At 60.2% G+C, this 20,588-nt stretch carries 19 protein-coding genes and 1 pseudogene; 15 read left to right on the top strand and 5 right to left on the bottom strand.

The window, feature by feature from the left end:
• Positions 1 to 58: 58 nt before the first annotated feature.
• Positions 59 to 1,453 (bottom strand): argininosuccinate lyase, encoded by a 1,395-nt coding sequence (gene argH, locus ALO64_RS02255; RefSeq protein WP_044343513.1) that lies wholly within the window; start codon positions 1,451 to 1,453, stop codon positions 59 to 61.
• Between the two features lie 133 nt (positions 1,454 to 1,586).
• Between argH and ALO64_RS02250 the strand changes: the two are divergent.
• The 8 genes and pseudogenes from ALO64_RS02250 (at position 1,587) to ALO64_RS02215 (ending at position 9,165) form a co-directional block, all read left to right on the top strand.
• Positions 1,587 to 2,670 (top strand): annotated as a pseudogene (locus ALO64_RS02250) (sensor histidine kinase).
• Positions 2,667 to 3,413, top strand: coding sequence for a LytR/AlgR family response regulator transcription factor (locus ALO64_RS02245; protein WP_044343514.1), 747 nt, complete (start codon positions 2,667 to 2,669; stop codon positions 3,411 to 3,413). Before ALO64_RS02250 ends, ALO64_RS02245 begins: the two are co-directional and overlap by 4 nt.
• 232 nt (positions 3,414 to 3,645) lie before the next feature.
• Positions 3,646 to 4,587, top strand: a complete 942-nt coding sequence (gene hemC / locus ALO64_RS02240; protein ID WP_002551373.1) for a hydroxymethylbilane synthase — start codon at positions 3,646 to 3,648, stop codon at positions 4,585 to 4,587.
• Entirely contained in the window at positions 4,584 to 5,357 is a 774-nt protein-coding gene (locus ALO64_RS02235) for a uroporphyrinogen-III synthase (RefSeq protein ID WP_002551372.1), read from the top strand. The genes hemC and ALO64_RS02235 overlap by 4 nt, the downstream gene beginning before the upstream one ends.
• A gap of 53 nt (positions 5,358 to 5,410) precedes the next feature.
• Complete coding sequence (locus ALO64_RS02230; protein WP_044343515.1) at positions 5,411 to 6,532, top strand: uroporphyrinogen-III C-methyltransferase; 1,122 nt, start codon at positions 5,411 to 5,413, stop codon at positions 6,530 to 6,532.
• Positions 6,529 to 7,773 (top strand): heme biosynthesis protein HemY, encoded by a 1,245-nt coding sequence (locus ALO64_RS02225; protein WP_044343516.1) that lies wholly within the window; start codon positions 6,529 to 6,531, stop codon positions 7,771 to 7,773. Before ALO64_RS02230 ends, ALO64_RS02225 begins: the two co-directional genes overlap by 4 nt.
• Positions 7,774 to 7,989: 216 nt before the next feature.
• Complete coding sequence (locus ALO64_RS02220; protein WP_005732781.1) at positions 7,990 to 8,517, top strand: disulfide bond formation protein B; 528 nt, start codon at positions 7,990 to 7,992, stop codon at positions 8,515 to 8,517.
• Between the two features lie 174 nt (positions 8,518 to 8,691).
• Positions 8,692 to 9,165 (top strand): Rsd/AlgQ family anti-sigma factor, encoded by a 474-nt coding sequence (locus ALO64_RS02215; RefSeq protein WP_002551368.1) that lies wholly within the window; start codon positions 8,692 to 8,694, stop codon positions 9,163 to 9,165.
• A gap of 79 nt (positions 9,166 to 9,244) precedes the next feature.
• On the opposite strand, the gene ALO64_RS02210 is transcribed toward ALO64_RS02215, so the two are convergent.
• Positions 9,245 to 9,925: an FKBP-type peptidyl-prolyl cis-trans isomerase gene (locus ALO64_RS02210; RefSeq protein WP_002551367.1), complete on the bottom strand. Its 681-nt coding sequence runs from the start codon at positions 9,923 to 9,925 to the stop codon at positions 9,245 to 9,247.
• A 216-nt stretch (positions 9,926 to 10,141) separates the two neighbouring features.
• Between ALO64_RS02210 and ALO64_RS02205 the strand changes: the two genes are divergently transcribed.
• Positions 10,142 to 11,068: an AlgP family protein gene (locus ALO64_RS02205; RefSeq protein ID WP_044343517.1), complete on the top strand. Its 927-nt coding sequence runs from the start codon at positions 10,142 to 10,144 to the stop codon at positions 11,066 to 11,068.
• On the opposite strand, the gene ALO64_RS02200 is transcribed toward ALO64_RS02205, so the two are convergent.
• Positions 11,065 to 11,541 (bottom strand): TIGR02444 family protein, encoded by a 477-nt coding sequence (locus ALO64_RS02200; protein ID WP_044343518.1) that lies wholly within the window; start codon positions 11,539 to 11,541, stop codon positions 11,065 to 11,067. The genes ALO64_RS02205 and ALO64_RS02200 overlap by 4 nt on opposite strands.
• 46 nt (positions 11,542 to 11,587) lie before the next feature.
• On the opposite strand from ALO64_RS02200, the gene abc-f reads away from it, so the two are divergent.
• The 5 genes from abc-f (at position 11,588) to ALO64_RS02175 (ending at position 17,292) form a co-directional block, all read left to right on the top strand.
• Positions 11,588 to 13,498 carry a ribosomal protection-like ABC-F family protein gene (gene abc-f / locus ALO64_RS02195; protein WP_005743916.1) on the top strand — a complete coding sequence of 637 codons (1,911 nt, stop codon included), beginning with the start codon at positions 11,588 to 11,590 and terminating at the stop codon, positions 13,496 to 13,498.
• 16 nt (positions 13,499 to 13,514) lie between these two features.
• Positions 13,515 to 14,108, top strand: coding sequence for a mechanosensitive ion channel family protein (locus ALO64_RS02190; protein ID WP_002551363.1), 594 nt, complete (start codon positions 13,515 to 13,517; stop codon positions 14,106 to 14,108).
• Between the two features lie 67 nt (positions 14,109 to 14,175).
• Positions 14,176 to 14,808 (top strand): LysE family transporter, encoded by a 633-nt coding sequence (locus tag ALO64_RS02185; protein ID WP_002551362.1) that lies wholly within the window; start codon positions 14,176 to 14,178, stop codon positions 14,806 to 14,808.
• A gap of 161 nt (positions 14,809 to 14,969) precedes the next feature.
• Positions 14,970 to 16,850: a cytochrome c/FTR1 family iron permease gene (locus ALO64_RS02180; protein ID WP_044343519.1), complete on the top strand. Its 1,881-nt coding sequence runs from the start codon at positions 14,970 to 14,972 to the stop codon at positions 16,848 to 16,850.
• Positions 16,851 to 17,064: 214 nt separating this feature from the next.
• The gene (locus tag ALO64_RS02175) at positions 17,065 to 17,292 is read left to right on the top strand and encodes a hypothetical protein (protein ID WP_002551360.1); all 228 of its coding nucleotides are present in this window, start codon (positions 17,065 to 17,067) and stop codon (positions 17,290 to 17,292) included.
• Positions 17,293 to 17,379: 87 nt separating this feature from the next.
• Here the strand turns inward: ALO64_RS02175 and ALO64_RS02170 are convergent, their stop codons facing one another.
• Both ALO64_RS02170 and prlC read right to left on the bottom strand, forming a co-directional pair.
• Positions 17,380 to 17,667: a YheV family putative zinc ribbon protein gene (locus tag ALO64_RS02170; RefSeq protein WP_005732774.1), complete on the bottom strand. Its 288-nt coding sequence runs from the start codon at positions 17,665 to 17,667 to the stop codon at positions 17,380 to 17,382.
• Positions 17,664 to 19,751, bottom strand: coding sequence for an oligopeptidase A (gene prlC, locus ALO64_RS02165; protein ID WP_011167302.1), 2,088 nt, complete (start codon positions 19,749 to 19,751; stop codon positions 17,664 to 17,666). Before prlC ends, ALO64_RS02170 begins: the two co-directional genes overlap by 4 nt.
• A 76-nt stretch (positions 19,752 to 19,827) precedes the next feature.
• Between prlC and ALO64_RS02160 the strand changes: the two genes are divergently transcribed.
• Positions 19,828 to 20,373 carry a gamma carbonic anhydrase family protein gene (locus ALO64_RS02160; RefSeq protein WP_005743924.1) on the top strand — a complete coding sequence of 182 codons (546 nt, stop codon included), beginning with the start codon at positions 19,828 to 19,830 and terminating at the stop codon, positions 20,371 to 20,373.
• Positions 20,374 to 20,588 lie beyond the last annotated feature (215 nt).

Below are 20,588 nucleotides of genomic sequence, written 5' to 3'. Positions count from 1 at the left end.
AGCGTCGCACGATAGTTGAGTGGTCGTTCCTCAGGCTAAAGGAATGCCTTGGTTGTATTCAGCGCCCGGCCAGCAGTTCCTGACCGCGGACCACGGCGGCGCGGACCTGTTCGGGTGCGGTGCCGCCGATGTGGTTACGGGCGTTGACCGAGCCTTCCAGGGTCAGCACGGCAAACACGTCCTGCTCAATCTGGTTACTGAACTGACGCAGTTCTTCCAGGCTCATTTCTGCCAGGTCCTTGCCGGTTTCCACGCCATATTTCACGGCATGACCAACGATCTCGTGGCAGTCACGGAACGGCAGACCGCGGCGCACCAGATAGTCGGCCAGATCGGTCGCGGTCGAGAACCCGCGCAGCGCGGCTTCACGCATGATCGCGTGCCTGGGTTTGATTGCCGGGATCATGTCGGCAAACGCACGCAGCGAATCACGCAGAGTGTCGACAGCGTCAAACAGCGGTTCCTTGTCTTCCTGATTGTCCTTGTTGTAGGCCAGAGGCTGGCCTTTCATCAGGGTCAGCAGGCCCATCAGGGCACCGAACACACGGCCGCTCTTGCCACGTACCAGTTCAGGCACATCAGGGTTTTTCTTCTGCGGCATGATCGAGCTGCCAGTACAGAAGCGATCCGGCAGATCAATGAACTGGAACTGCGCACTGGTCCAGAGCACCAGCTCTTCGGAGAAGCGCGACAAGTGCATCATCGCGATGGACGCGGCCGAGCAGAATTCGATGGCGAAGTCACGATCCGATACGCCGTCCAGCGAATTACCGCCCACGACATCGAAGCCCAGCAGTTTGCAGGTCAGTTCGCGGTCGATCGGGTAGGTGGTGCCTGCCAGCGCAGCGCTGCCCAGAGGCATGCGGTTGAGACGCTTGCGGCAGTCGACCAGACGCTCGTAGTCGCGGCTGAGCATTTCGAACCAGGCCAGCATATGATGGCCGAATGTAACGGGCTGGGCAGTCTGCAAATGGGTGAAACCGGGCATGATGGTTTCAGCTTCGCGCTCGGCCTGGCCCAGCAGGCCTTGCTGCAGACGCGTGATTTCGCTCAGGATCAGGTCGATTTCGTCGCGCAGCCACAGACGGATATCGGTGGCGACCTGATCGTTGCGGCTGCGACCGGTGTGCAGCTTCTTGCCGGTGATACCAATGCGATCGGTCAGGCGTGCTTCAATGTTCATGTGCACGTCTTCCAGATCGACGCGCCACTCGAAATTGCCGGCCTCGATCTCGGCCTGGATGGTGTTCAGGCCGTCAACGATGGTGTCACGCTCGGCGTCGGTCAGAACGCCCACCTTGGCCAGCATCGTGGCGTGGGCGATGGAGCCCATGATGTCGTGGCGATACAGACGTTGATCGAAGGTGACGGAGGCAGTGAAACGCGCGACAAACGCGTCGACGGGTTCACTGAAGCGGCCGCCCCAGGACTGATTGGTCTTGTCGGTGCTCATGGATTCGCTCGTTGTTAACAGAAAGTGGCGTGCCCGTTACCTGGCACAAGGGCGATTGCGATGATAACAGGGTTGATGCATTTTTATCCCCGGACAGCTTGCCGCTGACGAGGCCAGGGCAGAGACTGGAGGCATGCGAATCGAACCTGTGAAACACGAAGCCCGGCCTGTGCCCGGCAAAGACTTTTTCCTCCCCGAACTGTGCCTGCCGCAGGCATTGCTGGTGCTTGTCGTTCTGGCGGAGCTGCTGGTGCTGGTTCTGGTGCTGGTAGAACCGATGCGTACCGGCTTCGACTGGGTACGTCTGGCGCTGATGTCGCTGTTCGTGCAATGGATCGTGCTGCTGTCCGCAGCGCTGCTGTGTGGTTTGCGGCCATGGCTGGCGCGCCTGACGCCTGGGCTGGCAGGCATGCTCAGTTGCCTGCTGGTGGTCGGCCTGACGTTGCTGTGCACAGCCGTCACCGATGTCTGTCAGCTCACCGGACGGATTTCAATCGGCGGGATGGTCGAGCGCTACCTGCGCTACTCGACAATTGCGTTGATCATGTCCGCACTGATGCTGCGCTATTTCTATTTGCAGAGTCAGTGGCGCAAGCAGCAACAAGGCGAGCTGCGCGCGAGGATCGAATCGCTGCAGGCGCGAATCCGTCCGCACTTTCTGTTCAATACCCTCAACAGCATTGCCAGCCTGGTTGCCAGCAACCCGGTCAAGGCAGAGCAGGCGGTACTCGACCTTTCAGACCTGTTTCGCGCCAGTCTGGCCAAGCCCGGCAGCCTGGTAACGTGGGGCGAAGAGCTGGCATTGGCAAAACGATATTTATCGATTGAGCAATATCGTCTTGGCGAGCGTCTACAGTTGGACTGGAGGGTGAGTGCAATTCCCGATGACTTGCCGATTCCCCAGCTAACCTTGCAGCCATTACTTGAAAACGCTTTGATTTATGGCATTGCTCCGCGAGTCGAGGGGGGGCGTTGTAACGGTCGAAGCGAACTATGAAGGGGGAGAGTTCATATTGAGCGTCAGTAATCCCTATGAAGAAGTTGCCAATCGGCAGACTTCCAACGGTACTCAGCAGGCTCTGACGAATATAGGCGCACGTATTGCGGCACTTTTTGGCCCGCACGCCAGTCTGAGCGTGGAGCGCCGTGACGGTCGTCACTACACCTGTCTACGTTATCCTTGTGCGAGACTCACGCAGGAAGCCAGAGCTATATGAATGTCCTGATCGTTGATGACGAACCCCTGGCCCGCGAGCGATTGAGCCGCATGGTCAATGAGATTGAGGGTTATCGAGTACTGGAACCCAGCGCCTCCAATGGTGAAGAAGCCTTGGCGCTGATTGAAACTCACAAACCGGACGTGGTGCTGCTCGATATCCGCATGCCGGGTCTCGATGGCCTGCAGGTCGCAGCGCGCCTGTGCGAGCGGGAAGCGCCGCCTGCGGTCGTGTTTTGCACTGCCCACGATGAATTCGCCCTGGAAGCTTTCCAGGTCAGTGCAGTCGGCTATCTGGTCAAGCCTGTGCGCTCCGAGCACCTCGTCGAAGCATTGAGGAAAGCCGAGCGGCCAAACCGCGTGCAACTGGCGGCGTTGACCCGTCCGGCTGCCGAAAGCGGATCGGGCCCACGCAGCCATATCAGCGCGCGGACTCGCAAGGGTATCGAACTGATTCCACTCGATCAGGTGATCTACTTCATCGCCGATCATAAATACGTGACCTTGCGTCATGAGGGTGGCGAAGTGCTGCTGGACGAGCCGCTCAAGGCGCTGGAAAACGAATTCGGCGACCGTTTCGTGCGTATTCACCGCAATGCACTGGTGGCCCGCGAGCGAATAGAACGGTTGCAGCGCACGCCGCTGGGGCATTTCCAGCTGTTTCCCAGAGGGCTTAATGGCGATGCGTTGATCGTCAGTCGCCGCCATGTAGCCGGTGTACGCAAGATGATGCAGCAGCTCTAGCGCCTCGCCGCTCTGGAGCCTCTGGGCCCAGACCGAGTCATGGAACGGGAGAGAATTCCGGCTCCATGTGCTTTTCGGCTGGCCTACGCGCAGCCTTTCCCATGCGCCCCTCAGCCACTGCCGATTGATTGATCGGCTCAGTGTCTGACGCAAGTTTCAATCAGCGCCGAAGCCGCCCTGACCGGGATTGAGCTGTTATTATCCGTCGCATTCACTCAGTACGGATTGTTCAATGTCCTCTCGCGAAATCCGCATCGCCACGCGCAAAAGTGCGCTGGCACTCTGGCAGGCAGAATACGTAAAGGCCCGTCTCGAACAGGCTCATCCCGGCCTGCTCGTGACGCTGGTGCCCATGGTCAGTCGTGGTGACAAGCTGCTCGACTCCCCACTGTCGAAAATCGGCGGCAAAGGTCTGTTCGTCAAGGAGCTGGAAACAGCGCTTCTGGAAGACAACGCCGATATCGCCGTGCATTCGATGAAAGACGTGCCGATGGACTTTCCACAAGGCCTGGGCCTGTTCTGCATCTGCGAGCGCGAAGACCCACGCGATGCGTTCGTGTCCAACACCTTTGCCAGCCTGGACGAACTGCCAGCTGGCAGCATCGTCGGCACCTCCAGCCTGCGCCGTCAGGCGCAATTGCTGGCGCGTCGTCCCGATCTGCAGATCCGCTTCCTGCGTGGCAACGTCAATACGCGCCTGGCCAAGCTCGATGCCGGCGAGTACGACGCCATCATTCTTGCCGCTGCGGGCCTGATCCGCCTGGGCTTTGAAAATCGTATCACCTCGGCAATCAGCGTCGACGACAGCCTGCCTGCGGGCGGGCAGGGCGCGGTGGGTATCGAATGCCGCAGCGTCGATGCCGAAATTCATGCCTTGCTTGCACCTCTGCATCACGAAGACACCGCCGTGCGCGTGATTGCCGAACGCTCGCTGAACAAGCACCTCAACGGCGGCTGCCAGGTGCCTATCGCCTGTTACGCCGTGCTGGAGGGCGATGACGTCTGGTTGCGCGGGCTGGTGGGCGACCCGGCCGGGAGTGTATTGCTGCACGCCGAAGCCCGCGCGCCACAGACATCCGCCCAGGCGCTGGGTGTGCAGGTGGCCGAAGCACTGCTGGCGCAGGGTGCCGCCGACATTCTGAAAGCGGTGTATGGCGAGGCCAACAACGAATGAGCACCTGGCGCCTGTTGCTGACCCGCCCGGCCGAAGAATCGGCAGCGCTGGCAAAAGTGCTGGCCGAGGCCGGTATCTTCAGCAGCAGCCTGCCTTTGCTCGAGACCGAGCCATTGCCCTTGACGCCTGCACAGCGTTCGATCATTTTCGAGCTGCTCAATTATTGTGCAGTGATCGTGGTCAGCAAACCTGCGGCGCGGCTGGCTATCGAGCTGATCGACGAAGTGTGGCCACAGCCACCCATGCAACCCTGGTTCAGTGTGGGTTCAGCAACCGGGCAGATACTGCTTGATTACGGGCTCGATGCGAGCTGGCCGGAGCAGGGCGATGATAGCGAAGCCTTGCTCGAGTTGCCGCGCTTGAAACAAGCGATTGCCGTACCGGGAAGCCGTGTGCTGATCATGCGCGGCGACGAAGGACGCGAACTGTTGGCCGAGCAATTGCGCGCATTGGGGGTGGGAGTTGACTACCTGCCGTTGTATCGTCGCTACCTGCCGCAGCATGCCCCCGACGCCGTGCCGCAACGTGTTGCGGTGGAACGCTTGAACGGGCTGGTGGTCAGCAGTGGGCAGGGTTTTGAACATTTGCTTCAGCTGGCGGGTGATTCTTGGCCAGACCTGGCCGATTTGCCACTGTTCGTACCAAGCCCCCGGGTGGCCAGCATTGCGCAGGCAGCTGGAGCCCGGACCGTTATTGATTGTCGTGGTGCCAGCGCCACGGCATTGCTGGCAGCGTTGCGGGATCAACCTCAGCCTGCCGTCAAGGCGTAATGATCGACACTTGTCGTTTACGCTATTACGCCAAAATGCAAAGGATGGGATACGTGAGCGAAACAGCCTTGCCTAAAGACGAAGAATCGGTGTTGAAAACGCCTGCACCCAAGCCTGACCCAGTACGTGCCGAGCGCACCGGCAGCCGCAGCAGTGGCTTGGTATTCCTGGCCTTGCTGCTCGGTATCGCTGGTGTCGCGGTCGCAGGCTGGGGAGTCTGGCAACTGCGCATGCTGCAAGCCGGCCACCAACAGCAGCGCGGCCAGGTTGAAGACATCGCCGAGCAGACGCTGGTACTGGCTCAGAATGATCAGCAGCTGAGCGCACGCCTTGCGCAATTCCCGCCTGCCGATCAGTTGGCAGACAGCAGACGTCTGGTCGCGCAATTGCAAGGCGATCAGCAGCGTCTCAGCCAGCGACTCGAAACCGTGCTGGGCGCGAGTCGCAAAGACTGGCGCCTGGCCGAGGCCGAGCATTTGCTGCGTCTGGCCAGCCTGCGTCTTTCAGCGCTGCAGGACATCAACAGTGCTCAGGCGCTGGTTCAGGGTGCCGACGAAATTCTACGTGAGCAGGACGATCCCGGCTCCTTTGCCGCCCGCGAGCAACTGGCCAAGAGCCTTGCCGCCTTGCGCAGCGTTGAGCAGCCAGACCGCACCGGACTGTTCCTGCAACTGGCCGCCCTACGCGAACAGGCTGAGCAACTCAACAAGCTGGCACCTGAATACGAAGACAAGGGCGAGTCTCTTCCGGGCCTGACCGCCGACAAGACTGAACAAAGCCGGTGGACGCAGTGGTGGGACGAAATTTCCCACTACTTCCGTATCGATTTCAACGCCGACAAGGATATACGCCCGGTATTGGCAGGCCAGAGCCTTTCCCAAGTGCGCCTTGCCCTGAGCCTGGCGCTGGAGCAGGCGCAATGGGCGGCGCTCAACGGCGAACCGCAGGTCTACACCAAGGCCATTACCGAAGCGCAGAGCGTTCTGAAGGCCAACTTCGATCAGGACGACCCACAGAGCAAAGTGCTCGGCCAAGGGCTTGAGGCGCTGGCCAAACAGTCCGTATCGGTCAAGACCCCTGATCTGGCGCAGAGCCTGAGCTCGGTGCAGGCCTACCTTGAACGCCGTCATGCCGCGGGCCAGCCAGCCGAGGCGCAACAGGGGACCAGCCGATGAAGCGCTTTTATGTGCTGTTGTTCATCGCTATCGCCGCTGCGGCGCTGATTGGTGTCGCCATCGCCGAGCATTCCGGCTACGTGCTGATCGCCTATCAGAACTTCCGCTATGAATCGAGTCTATGGGCAACGCTGGCATTGCTGGTCGCAGTTCTGCTGGTAATCGCCCTTCTCAGGCTGGTCATCACGCTGCTGACGACGTCAGGCCGCGTGGTCAACCCATGGTCGCGTCGTAACCGCCGTCGCCGTGTGCAACTGGCTATCGAGCATGGCCAGATGGACCTTGCCGAAGGACGCTGGGCCAGTGCACAACGTCATCTGCAACGGGCGGCCGAAGCCGATGCCCATCCATTGCTTTACTACATTGGCGCCGCCCGCGCGGCCAATGAGCAGGGGCGTTACGAAGACTGCGATGCCTTGCTGGAGCGTGCGCTGGAGCGTCAGCCGCAAGCCGAGCTGGCAATTGCCCTGAATCACGCTCAACTGCAACAGGATCGTGGCGACACCGAAGGTGCGCTCACCACGCTGCTGGCAATGAAAGAGCGTCATCCACATAACCCTCAGGTGCTTCGCCAGTTGCAGCGGCTCTATCAGCAACGTGGCGACTGGTCCGATGTTGTCCGTCTGATGCCGGAACTGCGCAAGGACAAGGTCCTGCCAGCCAAGGAGCTTGCCGAGCTGGAGCGCCGCGCCTGGGGCGAGAACCTGACCCTGGCGGCCTACCGCGATGGTATCGAAGGGTCACCCACCGGGTTGCCTTCGCTGGAAAGCGCCTGGCAAGGACTCAGCTCCGCACAGCGTCAGGAGCCGCAACTGGTGCTGGCGTATGCCGATCAATTGCGTCGTCTGAGCGCCGAAGCTCAGGCTGAAGAGGTGCTGCGTAGCGCCCTCAAGCGCGAATACAACAGCCATCTGGCGCGTCTGTATGGCTTGGTGCGCGGCGGCGATCCGCTGAAGCAACTGCAAACGGCAGAAGGCTGGCTCAAGCATCATCCTGCCGATCCAAGCCTGTTGCTGAGCCTGGGGCGTATCTGCCTGCAAGGCCGATTGTGGGGCAAGGCGCGGGATTATCTGGAGAGCAGCCTGCGTATGGAACGCAATCCCGAGACCTGCGCAGAGCTGGCTCGTCTGCTGGCCCAGCTGGGTGAGACGGATCGCAGCAATACGCTGTTTCAGGAAGGCCTGGGCCTGCTTGACGAACGCTTCCTGTCGCGCCCTGTGCCTGTGCTGACCAAAGCATAAAGCTGCCGGAGAGCCCCGCGCGAGGGCTCTCCATGCTGTCTCGAAGACCATCAGAAAATAGTGCGTGAGAATCTTCCTACGCCGATGTGTAAAAGAACCACGTAGTAGTGTGTTTGTTTTCGCAGGTAAACAGCGACGTATCCGCACGCCGCCACCTTGAATGCGCCGCACCCTTTCCTCTACCGTAATCGCCTCGTCCTTTGTTACGGATTTGCCATGTATCTGGCTCGCACACGCTTCCTGTTTTTCCTGGCATCGCTGGCCTGTGCATCAATCATTGGCACCGCCTTTTATCTGCAGCAAACCTTCGGCCTCGACCCTTGCGTCCTTTGCCTGATACAACGCGCGGCAATCATCGCCTGCGGTGTGTTGGCATTGTGCGCTGCCTGCCACGCTCCCGGCCCGACAGGCATGCGGCGCTACAGCCTGGGCTTTCTGCTGATCGCGCTGACAGGGCTTGTTACGGCAGGCGCTCAGGTATGGCTGCAAACCGCCTCGGCAGATCAATTGATACCTTTCATTACCAGACTGGAGCATCTGTTAAGCCTGCTCTCACTGGACATGTGCATTGACCGGCTGCGAAGCGATGCAATGTTTTGCGCAGAAATCACCTGGACCCTGTTCGGTATAAGCCTGCCAGAGTGGAGTCTGCTGGCATTTACCGGCCTTGCGCTGTTACCCCTGTATCCTCTTTTCAGCGAATTCAGCCACTGGCTGGCGACCAAAGATCGGGCCAGGTATTAAACGCTTGTATGAACTTTATCTCCTGCGTACCTTGAAGGCCTTGTCGAGCGGGCATAATCTGGCCCGCACGCGTCACTGGAAATATGCTGTCCTGGCGCATCTATCAGGCCAGGTACAGGCTAACCGCCAGGACCGGCCCAGGACTGCATGCCCCTGAAGGGAAGAGAGAAGACCATGCTGGAAAGTTGTCAGAATGCTCAGGAACGCTGGGGCGGAGTCAATAAGCTGATTGATCGCTGGCTTCAAAGCCGCCTCGAACTGGTCGAAGCCTACGATGCGCTGGGCGACACGCCCCAGGCTCTGGCAGCCGACCGTGAAGGCTTGCAGAACTTCTGTGGAGTTCTTGTCGATTACGTCTCGGCCGGCCACTTTGAGGTCTATGAACAGCTGGGTGATGAAGCCCGTGCGTTCAACGACGAGCGTGGGCTCGAGCTGGCTGACACGATCTACCCGCGCCTGGACGTCATTACCAAGTTTGCGTTGACGTTCAATGATCGTTGCGACAAGGGCGACTGCTCGGACGCTACGGTGGTGGCCAAGGAATTCAACCAGCTGGGGCAACTGCTGCACGAGCGCTTCGAGCTGGAAGACTGCCTGATTGAAGTGCTGCACAACTCCCACAAGGAAGAGATCGCCGCGCAGGTGTGACCGCTCGCGTGCATAGGCTACAAACCGCAAGGGTGCTTTTGCACCCTTTCGCGTTTCTGGATTCCGGATTTACATCCGCTTACTGTGAAACGGCAATCAGCTCGATTTCAAATACCAGCGGAGTGAACGGATCGATCAGGTCGCCAGCACCCTCAGCGCCGTAGGCTTGATCCGAAGGAATCACCAGTCGCCATTTCGCGCCGGTCGGCATCGTCTGCAATGCGCTGGTCCAGCCGCTGATCACGCTGTCGAGCCGGAACCATTGCGGCTGGGTGCTCTGATCGAAGATCGTGCCGTCCGGCAAACGACCCACATAGCGCACTTCAACCCTGCCATTGGCATCAGGTTTGGGGCCCGTGCCAGGTGTCAGCTCGGTCATGAGAATCCCGTCCGCCAATACCTTCACACCCGGCTTGGCCTTCTCGCTGTCCATGAACGTGCGCTCTGCCTTCAGGGCTGCTTCGGTAGGCGCGTCTGTGCCTGCGGTCTCGGCCTGCGCGATTGCGGCGTCATGCTCACGCAGGACCTGGTCGATACGCTCCTGCTTGAGCGCCAGCGGCTTGCCCTGATAAGCCTGTTTCAGACCGTCGACAAGTGCCTTGAGATCAAGGTCAGGGACTTCCTGATGCAAGCGTTCACCCAGGCTTGCACCCAGGCTGTAGGCAAGATCATGACCATCATCGGCCGCCGCAGGTGGTGCTTCGGCAGCTTGAGCCAGGGGTAGCAAGAGGAACAACGACGTTAACAGGTAGCGCGACATTAATGCTCTCCGGCCTGGGAAGGCAGCGATTATGCCAGCGCCAGCGCGTGTAGTGACGAGTCTTGCCAAGTGAATTTCACAATGCCTGTGCATCGTGTCAGGCAATCATTTTTTGCAGTATGCAACAGCGCCCCCTGGATGCTGTCAAGATGCGCTAGCGGCGATGCGCGCAGAAGCCTAGTATGAGCCGCAATTTCGTCACCCAGGAGGTAAGTCATGTCGGCCAAAAAGAAGCCAGTAAATACTCCGTTGCATTTGCTTCAACAATTATCGGGCAGCTTGCTTGAACATCTGGAAGACGCCTGTTCCCAAGCCTTGGCTGATGCCGAGAAACTGCTCGCCAAGCTTGAGAAACAACGCGGCAAGGCGCAGGAAAAACTGCACAACTCCCGCATCAAACTGCAGGACGCTGCCACCGCCGGAAAATCCAAGGCACAGGCCAAGGCCAAAGACGCCGTTTCCGAGCTGGAAGAGTTGCTCGATGCTCTCAAGGATCGCCAGACCGAAACCCGCACCTACATTCTGCACCTCAAGCGCGATGCCCAAGAGAGCCTGAAGCTGGCCCAGGGTATCGGTCGCGTGAAAGAGGCGGTCGGCAAGATCCTCACCACTCGCAATGCCAAGCCTGCTGCCCCTAAAGCCGCCGCCAAAGCAGCGACTGCCGCTACAGCAAAAGCACCCGCAAAAACCGCAGTAAAAGCGGCCGCTGCCAAGCCAGTCGCCAAAACTGCAGCCAAACCTTCGTCGGTCGCCAAGCCTGCAGCCAAACCTGCGGCAACCAAGGCCCCGGTCAAAGCTGCCGCCAAACCTGCCACCCGGGCAGCGGCAGCAGCCAAGCCCGCCGCGGCGAAAACAGCCGCCGCCAAACCAGTTGCAACCAAACCTGCCGCCACCCGGCCGGCTGCCAAAGCGGCTGCGAGCAAAGCACCTGTCGCCAAAACGACGGCAAGCAGCGCTGCCAAACCAGCAGCAAAAACTCCGGTAGCCAAACCTGCGGCCAAGCCAGCAGCGAAGCCGACCGCCGCCAAACCGGCTACGCCAGCGCCTGCTGCCGCTGCCAAGCCGACGACGCCTGCAACTGCCGCGCCATCTGCTGCACCGGCAACACCTGCCAACGGCGCAACGCCAACCAGCGCTTCCTAAGTCTGGTCGACGGCATGTCCAACCGCGATGCGCAGCACCTGCAGCGCATCGCGGTTTTTTTCTGCCTCTCCGTCAGCGAGCTCGATCAGCCATTCCTCTGCATTTCTCGCCTCACCCGCTGGCCAGTCTCCAGTCAGTGCCTCAAGCTTCAGCATCAGACTCTGTTCGGCCTCCAGCTCCAGCGCCTTGACCTTCATTCGCAACGTCATCAGCACCGCGTCCTCAAGAGCTGCATTGCGCCATTGGTTACGCAAATCCCGCAGCGGACGCACCACTTCATCGTGCCAGGGTGTCGCCAATTGCCTTATTTGCGTTAATCGCTGCGCATTGCACGCCACTTCGCGCGTGCCGAGCCAGACCCCGCAAAGCACCATGCACACGTTGGCCCCGTTGGCTTGCAGCGTCAGACAAGCCTGCTCTACACCCGGACGGGCGTAGAAATCGAGGGTGAAACTCCAGAGCGCTGAAGGCATAGTGATCCACCTGTTCAGGACGAAGCTGGTAGACTCCGCCGCCATTATGATTCGACTTCAAAGCCTTACCTTACAGCGTGGTCCGCAACGTCTGCTAGAAGACGCCGAGCTGACCCTGCACGCCGGCCATAAAGCCGGCCTGATCGGTGCCAATGGCGCCGGTAAATCCAGCCTGTTCGCCTTGCTGCGTGGCGAGCTGACGCCCGATGCCGGTGACTGCCTGCTGCCCGCCGACTGGCGTATCGCGCATATGCGTCAGGAGGTCGACACCCTTGAGCGCCTGGGCGTGGACTACGTGCTCGACGGCGACGAGCGCCTGCGCGAGGTTCAGCGTCTGCTGGCCGAAGCGGAAGCCGCGCAGGACGGCGCTGCTCAGGCGCGTCTGCATTCGGAGCTCGACAGCGCCGACGGTTATACCGCAGACGCGCGGGCGCGCAAGCTGCTGGCCGGGCTGGGTTTCACCAACGAACAGATGGAACGTCAGGTCGGCAGTTTCTCCGGCGGCTGGCGTATGCGCCTGAACCTCGCGCAGGCGCTGATGTGCCCGTCGGACCTGTTGCTGCTCGACGAACCGACCAACCACTTGGACCTCGACGCCATTCTATGGCTTGAAGACTGGCTCAAAAGCTACCCCGGCACCTTGCTGCTGATTTCTCACGACCGGGATTTTCTGGACGCTGTGGTCGATCACATCGCTCACGTCGAGCAACGCAAGATCACCCTCTATCGTGGCGGCTACAGCGCGTTCGAGCGCGCTCGTGCCGAACGTCTGGCCCAGCAGCAACAGGCCTACGAGAAGCAGCAGGCGCAACGCGCGCACATGGAAAAGTACATCGCGCGCTTCAAGGCCCAGGCTACCAAGGCCCGTCAGGCCCAAAGCCGGATCAAGGCGCTGGAGCGCATGGAAGAGCTGTCGGCCGCGCACGTCGACTCACCGTTCAACTTCGTTTTCCGCGAGTCCGATAAGATCTCCAGCCCGTTGCTGGATCTGTCAGACGCGCGTCTGGGTTACGGCGACAAGACCATCCTCGAGAAGGTCAAGCTGCAACTCACGCCGGGCGCGCGCATCGGCCTGCTGGGCCCCAACGGCGCGGGCAAGTCGACGTTGATCAAAAATCTGGCTGGCGAGCTTGAGCCGCAGAGCGGTCGACTGGTTCGAGGTGAAAACCTCACCGTCGGCTACTTCGCCCAGCATCAGCTTGACTCACTGGATGCGAAGGCCACGCCATTGCTGCACTTGCAGCGTCTGGCACCTACTGAACGTGAACAGACACTGCGCGACTTCCTCGGCGGCTTCGATTTCCGTGGCGCGCGTCTGGATGAACCGGTGCTGAATTTCTCCGGTGGCGAGAAAGCGCGTCTGGCGCTGGCGCTGATTGCCTGGGAAAAGCCCAACCTGTTGCTGCTCGATGAACCGACCAACCACCTGGACCTGGAGATGCGCCTGGCGCTGACCATGGCCTTGCAGGAGTTCGGTGGTGCGGTACTGGTGGTGTCTCACGATCGGCACTTGCTCAAGAGCACCACCGATGACTTCCTGCTGGTGGCTGACGGCCGCGTACAGGAGTTCGACGGCGATCTGGATGACTACACGCGCTGGCTGGCCGATTACCGCCTGCGCAACGCGCCGGTCAGCACCACGCCAGTCAACGCCGACAAGACTGACAAGAAAGCCCAACGTCAGCAGGCAGCGGCCTTGCGTCAGCAACTGGCACCACACAAGCGTGAAGCCGACAAGCTGGAGCGTGACCTTGGGCTGGTGAATGAAAAACTCGCCAAGGTCGAGGAAGCGCTGGCGGACAGCACCAACTACGAGGCGGCCAACAAGGACAAACTGCGCGACCTGCTGGCCGAGCAGGCCAAGCTGAAAGTGCGTGAGTCCGAGCTGGAAGACGCCTGGATGCAAGCGCTGGAACTGCTGGAGTCCATGCAGGCCGAACTGGAAGCATTGTCGTGAGCGAGGCAGGGAAGTGATGGACATGTTGGGCCTGCCGGTATCCGCGTACTGGCTTGAACCGCTGCTGGTGGGTGCGCAGATTCTGCTGATCCTGTTGGCCGGTTACGTATTGCAACGCATAGTGGGCGGTTTTCTGACCGGTCTGGGCGAGCGTTATCCGTTGCCGCCAGAGCTGCTGGTGCCGGTGCGTGGCGGCTTGCGCTGGTTGATCATGGGCAGCGCGTTTGTTCTCGTCCTCGGCCGCCTCGGAGTTTCGGCCACGGTGCTGTGGACGGCACTGTCCGGCTTTGTAGCCGTCGCGGCGGTGGCGTTCTTCGCCATGTGGAGCGTGCTGTCGAACCTGCTCTGCGCCATTTTGATCTTCACCATCGGCCCGTTCCGCATCGGTGACATGGTCGAGCTGGTCGATACGCTGGACAAGCCCGGGGTAAAAGGTCGCGTGGTCGCTATCAATCTGATGTTCACCACCCTGATCGAGACCCCGGAAGCCGGTGGCGCGTTGGTTCAGGTGCCCAACAGCCAGTTCTTCCAGAAGTCGGTCCGGCGCTGGCGCGGCAGTGATCTGTTTCCACAGATGGTGGTTGCGAAGCAGCCTGACGAGCAGGATTAAAAATAGTTAGCCTTCCAAAGCGTTAACCACTAATTTATCGGGCATTCGACTTTGCTTGAGGTGTGTGATGGCGCTTGAAACGTGGCTGGGCTTCTTTGCAGCCTGCTGGATTATCAGCCTTTCCCCTGGCGCAGGCGCTATCGCCTCCATGTCCTGCGGCCTGCAATACGGTTTCCTGCGCGGCTACTGGAATGCCCTGGGGCTGCAAATTGCGTTGGTGGCGCAGATCGCGATTGTTGCTGCCGGGCTCGGCGCGGTATTGGCAGCTTCCGAGATGGCCTTCACGTTGATCAAGTGGTTCGGCGTGGCGTACCTGGTCTATCTGGGCATCAAGCAATGGCGCGCATTGCCTGCTGACCTTGGCGACGAATCTGCCGTGCGCCCTGTCGGCAAACCGATGACGCTGGTGATCCGCGGTTTTCTGGTCAATATCAGCAACCCCAAGGCTCTGATCTTCATGCTGGCGATTTTGCCGCAATTCATCGAACCGGCTGCTCCACTGCTCATCCAGTACGCCATTATCGCGGCGACCATGGTCGTGGTCGATCTGATCGTGATGGCCGGCTACACCGGGCTGGCGTCGAAGGTGCTGCGCATGTTGAAGACACCTCGCCAGCAGCGTCGCCTGAATCGTACGTTTGCCAGTCTGTTCGTAGGGGCCGCAGGGTTTCTGGCCACGCTGCATCGCGGTACAGCGTAAACCTGCCGACCTCTTCAAGCCTTTGAACGGGCTAATGTCCTGTTCGAAGGCTATATGAAGTCCGAATGTAAGATTCTGTAACAAAAACAGACTTCGACACTTGAGTAGTGCTCTTGCGGCGTTAACAATGCACCGCATCGCATTCCTGTCGAGATTCTGCAATGCCCCTCCGTTCTCGTTTCCTTGCCTGGCTGCTGATACCGCTACTGGCGCTGTGCAGCGGCGTCACGCTGGCTGATCCTGTCGAGGGCGCAGCCCAGGCGTTGCATCTGCTGGATTATCTGGGTGCCGACTATCCGGCCACTGTGGCGGATGGCAAGGTCGTGAATAGCGCCGAGTATCAGCAGCAGGTCGACAACCTGGCGGCGCTGCAAAGCCTCGTCGTGGCCCTGCCGCAACGCGCAGAGCGTGCTGACCTGGAACGGGCCGTGACGCAGCTGAAAAGCGCCGTAGCGGGTCGTGCGCATCAGGCGCGGCAGTTAAGTGCGAAGCTCGCACTTGCCTACGAAGTCAGCCAGGCCCCGGCCATTACTCCGGACCCGGCCCGTGGTGCGCCCCTTTACGCGCAGCATTGCTCGGTCTGTCATGGCGATAGCGGCGCAGGTGATGGCCCGGCAGGCATCGGCCTGGAACCGCCTCCCTCGAACCTGCGTGACACGGCACGGCTGGATCGCCTGAGTCTTTATGATCTCTACAACGCGATCGGGCTGGGCATCGCCGGTACCGATATGCCCGCATTTGCCGACCAGCTGGACGACCGCCAGCGCTGGGACATCGCGACCTATATCGCCAGTTTCAGTGCACAACCGGTTGCCAACCCAGCCAAGACATTCAACATCGCCGACCTGGCTCGTCAGACACCTGCCGAAGTTCAGGCAGCCGAGGGTGCGGATGCCAGCGCAACCTTCCGTGTCCAGCGCGCGCAGCCGCCACAGGTGCAGCGCGGCCCGGCGCAACTGCTGGATTACACCAGTGTAACGCTGGACAAAAGCCTGGCTGCCTACAAGGCCGGTGATCGCGAGCAGGCCTATGACTTGTCGGTGGCAGCGTATCTGGAAGGTTTCGAACTGGTCGAAAGCTCGCTGGATAACGTAGACGCCAATGTGCGCAAGGACACTGAAAAAAGCCTGATGGCTTACCGACAGTCCTTGCAGGACAGCCTGCCGCTGGCGCAGGTTGCCCAAAAGCTGGAAGCGGCCAAAGGCAAGCTCAAGGAATCGGCGGGGCTGTTGGGCAGCGATGGTCTGAGCCTGTCGCTGAGCTACGTTTCGGGCCTGTTGATTCTGCTGCGTGAAGGACTGGAAGCGATTCTGGTACTGGCGGCGATTCTGGCGTTTCTGCGCAATACCGGCCAGCAGTCTGCGGTGCGCAGCGTCAACATCGGCTGGGGTCTGGCTTTGCTGGCCGGGCTGGGCACCTGGGCGCTGGCGGCGTATGTCATCGACGTCAGCGGCGCACAGCGTGAATTGCTGGAAGGTGCCACCGCGCTGTTTGCCAGCGTGATGGTGCTCTGGCTTGGTGTGTGGATGCACGACCGTCGTCATGCCGCCGCATGGCAGGACTATGTCAAAAGCAGTCTGGTCGGCGGCGGTGGTCGTTTCGGCTTCGCGGTGCTGGCGTTCTTCTCGGTGTATCGCGAGCTGTTCGAAGTCATCCTGTTCTATGAAACCCTGTGGTTGCAGGCAGGACCCGCCGGGCACGATGCCGTGCTGGCGGGTGGTGCCACGGCGCTGGTGCTGCTCGTGGGCCTGGCATGGGTCATCCTGCGCGGTTCGGCGAAGCTGCCGCTGTCGCTGTTCTTCGGTATCAACGCTGCGCTGCTGTGCGCGCTGTCAGTGGTGTTTGCCGGTCACGGGGTCAAGGCGCTACAGGAAGCGGGCATATTCGGTACCAGGCCCGTGCCGTTCTTCGAGTTCGACTGGCTGGGTATCCACGCCGACCTGTACTCGCTGAGCGCACAGGCCATTGCACTGATCGCCATTGCGGTGCTGTACGGCAGAAGCCGTCTGGCAGAGAAACTCAGGCTTCAGGCAGCAGGCTGAGACATCGCCTTCTTCATGGGCAAGCGGTGCGCGCCGCTTGCCTGCATGAACGAGTCGATACCGTTCCAGCCTGTTACTCGCGTGTTTTAACTTCCTGTACAAACAACCACCTGCCATTTCTGTCAGTAGACGCATTTTTAGTCGCGCCCTACTGTAGGGAAACGCCAACTCGGCTGCCGGGTAATGGCGCATTTACCTGAGAACGAGGTGGGTGATGGCAAAGTATGAGATACGGTTGTGGGCTGAAGATATCGAGCAACATAACCATCCTGTAATAGCCATCCAGTTTTATGAGGACGACGACCTGCAAGAACAAGCCTGGGTCAGGCTGCACCCGCACGGAAATCACAAGATTTTCGGCGAGCTGGGCAGGGATGAGGAAGTGCTGACGGTTCTGGCGCTAGCCTTCAGGAAGAAGGTGGCTGAATTGGCCGATTGGTAATTTCTGTCGCTGATAACCTGAGGCGGCGAGCTATAAAAAAGGTTCGTTCAGACGAACGAACCTTTCATTTTGACCCGACCGATCACGTCACTCAGGATCCACCGGCTTCTTCAACTTCGGATTCGGAAAAAACTGCACACCCTGCACCTTCGGGTCTGCCGGTTTGACCACCACCTTGTTGACCCGTGTACCCAGCTCCTTCGGTATCGAAATACCTTGTTCGTTGAGCGTATCGCTGTAGCCGCAACCCACGCATTCGCGGTGCGGCACGTCGTTTTCGCTCCACATCATGAGCTTGTCAGGCTCGCTGCACGCCGGGCAAACAGCCCCGGCGATGAAGCGTTTCTTGGTAATGATTACCGGTGTATCGGTCATGCTGCCGCGTCCTCACTCAAGCCACTGTGACGCAAGAGTGCGTCAATCGACGGCTCGCGTCCGCGGAAGTCGACGAACAGCACCATCGGTGCCTGTGAACCGCCACGAGCCAGAATGGCTTCGCGGAAGGCGCGGCCGGTTTCAGCGTTGAGCACACCGTCTTCCTCGAATTTCGAGAACGCATCGGCAGACAGCACTTCGGCCCACTTGTAGCTGTAATAACCGGCGGCATAACCACCTGCGAAGATGTGCGCGAAGCTGTTCGGGAAACGGTTGTAAGCAGGCGGACGCATCACCGACACCTCGTCACGAATGCCTTCCAGCACCTCCAGCACGCTGCGGCCGTCGCCGTGGGTGGCGTGCAATTCAAAGTCGAACAGCGAGAACTCCAGCTGACGCACCATCATCAGGCCGGACTGGAAGTTCTTGGCGGCGAGCATTTTCTCCAGCAGGTCCTGCGGCAATGGCTCGCCGGTTTCGTAATGACCGGAGATCAGCGCCAGGCCTTCGGGCTCCCAGCACCAGTTTTCCATGAACTGGCTCGGCAACTCGACTGCGTCCCAGGCCACGCCGTTGATACCGGATACGCCGGCATGATCGATACGGGTCAGCAGATGATGCAGGCCATGACCGAATTCGTGGAACAGCGTGGTGACTTCATCGTGGGTCAGCAGCGCAGGCTTGCCCGCGACCGCAGGCGTGAAGTTGCACACCAGATTGGCCACCGGGCTTTGCAGTGTGCCTTCAGCCGTGCGACGGCGATCACGAGCGCCGTCCATCCAGGCACCGCCACGCTTGTTGGCGCGCGCATACAGATCGAAGAAGAAACGCCCGACGTGCTGGCCGTTTTCCTTGATCTCGAACAGACGAACATCCGGGTGCCAGGTGTCGAAGCCTTTTTGCTCGGCAATCTCGATGCCGTACAGACGCTGGACGATAGCGAACAGACCGCCGAGCACTTTATCGATGGGGAAGTAGGCACGCAGGATTTCCTGGGAAACGCTATAGCGCTGTTCGCGCAGCTTCTCGCCGTAGAAACCGCTGTCCCAGCTTTGCAGATCCGGGCAACCCTGTTCGGCGGCGTAGGCCTTGAGCTGCTCCAGGTCCTGGGCCGCGAACGGCTTGCTGCGCTTGGCCAGGTCACGCAGGAAACTCAGCACCTGATCGCTGGACTCGGCCATCTTGGTTGCCAGGCTCAGCTCGGCAAAGTTCGCGTAGCCAAGCAGTTGCGCCAGTTCCTGACGCAGGTCGAGGATCTGCTCCATGACAGGGGTATTGTCGTTCTTGCCCGCATTCGGGCCTTGATCCGACGCGCGGGTGCAGTAAGCCGCATAGACTTCTTCACGCAGTGCGCGGTCTTCGGCGTAGGTCATCACCGCGTAGTAGCTCGGAAATTCCAGCGTGATCAGGTAGCCTTCCAGATCCTTGGCCTTGGCGGCGGCAGCCATCTGCTGTTTGGCAGAATCGGTCAGGCCGGCGAGGGCGGACTCATCGGCGACCAGCTTGGTCCAGGCCTGAGTGGCATCGAGCAACTGGTTGGAAAACTGGCTGCCCAGCTCCGACAGTTTGCTCTGCACTTCAGCGTAACGCTTCTGCTGTTCAGGCGGCAGATCGATGCCGGACAGGCGGAAATCGCGCAGCGATTGCTCCAGAATGGTCTTCTGACCGACGTCGAAGGTGGCGGCTTCAGGACCGTTGGCCAGCGCTTCATAGGCCTGAAACAGTGCGCGATTCTGGCCCATCTCGGTGGAGTAGGCGCTCAACGCCGGCAGGCACGACTCATACGCTTCGCGCAGCTCAGCGCTGTTGCACACGGCGTTCAGGTGGCTGACCGGGCTCCAGGCAGCGCCCAGGCGGTCATTCAATTCGTCCATCGTCAGGACCAGCCCGGCCCAGGTCGGTGTCGACCCCTGTTTAGCGAGGATGTCGGCAATCGCGGCACGGTTGTCCGCCAGGATTTTTTCAACAGCAGGTTTGACATGTTCGGCACGAATCGCCGAAAAGGGTGGCAGGTCGTACGATTGCAGAAGAGGGTTGTTCGCGCTCACGGTTTTGCACCTTGGCTGGAAGAAACACCCAACCATCTTAATTACAATCGACGCCGACCGCAGCAACCAAACCCGCTCTGCACGCCTATCACTGCCAAAGAAGGAGCCTATCGTGGCCATTCGCAAGTTTCAGGACCACTCCCCAGCCCTCGCCGAACGGGCCTTTGTCGACCATTCAGCGGTGGTTATCGGCGATGTTGAAATCGGAGCCGACAGCTCCGTCTGGCCGCTGACGGTGATACGCGGCGACATGCACCGCATCCGCATCGGTGCCCGCACCAGTGTGCAGGACGGCAGCGTGCTGCACATCACCCACGCAGGCCCCTTCAACCCGGACGGTTTCCCGCTGCTGATCGGCGACGAAGTGACCATCGGCCACAAGGCCATGCTGCATGGCTGCACAATCGGCAACCGCATCCTGGTCGGCATGGGCACGACGATCATGGACGGCGCGGTTGTCGAAGACGAGGTCATCATCGGCGCAGGCAGCCTGGTGCCACCGGGCAAAGTGCTGGAAAGCGGATTTCTGTACGTTGGTCGTCCGGTCAAACAGGTACGTGCATTAACCGACAAGGAAATCGCCTTTTTTCCGTACAGCGCCACTAACTACGTGAAGCTCAAGGATCAGCATCTGGCTGAGGGGTTTGATAAGGCCTGACTATCGTTCCCGCGCTCCAGCGTAGGAATGCATCCCGTGACGCTCTGCGTCACAAATCTGCACAGCGCCGCTCACTCGAGACCGGACGCATAGCGTCCAGAAAGCATTACCACGCGCAGCGTAGTAACGATAATCGCACTCAGGGCATCAACCGCTGCAACGCCGCCTTGCGCGCCTCGACCGGCATCCCTCCCAACTGAGACTGTCAGAAATTT

It is taken from the genome of Pseudomonas meliae, assembly GCF_001400515.1.
Classification (GTDB): Bacteria; Pseudomonadota; Gammaproteobacteria; order Pseudomonadales; family Pseudomonadaceae; genus Aquipseudomonas; species Aquipseudomonas amygdali.
Note: the sequence above shows the minus strand (reverse complement) of the source record. Positions and strands in the feature narration are given on the sequence as shown.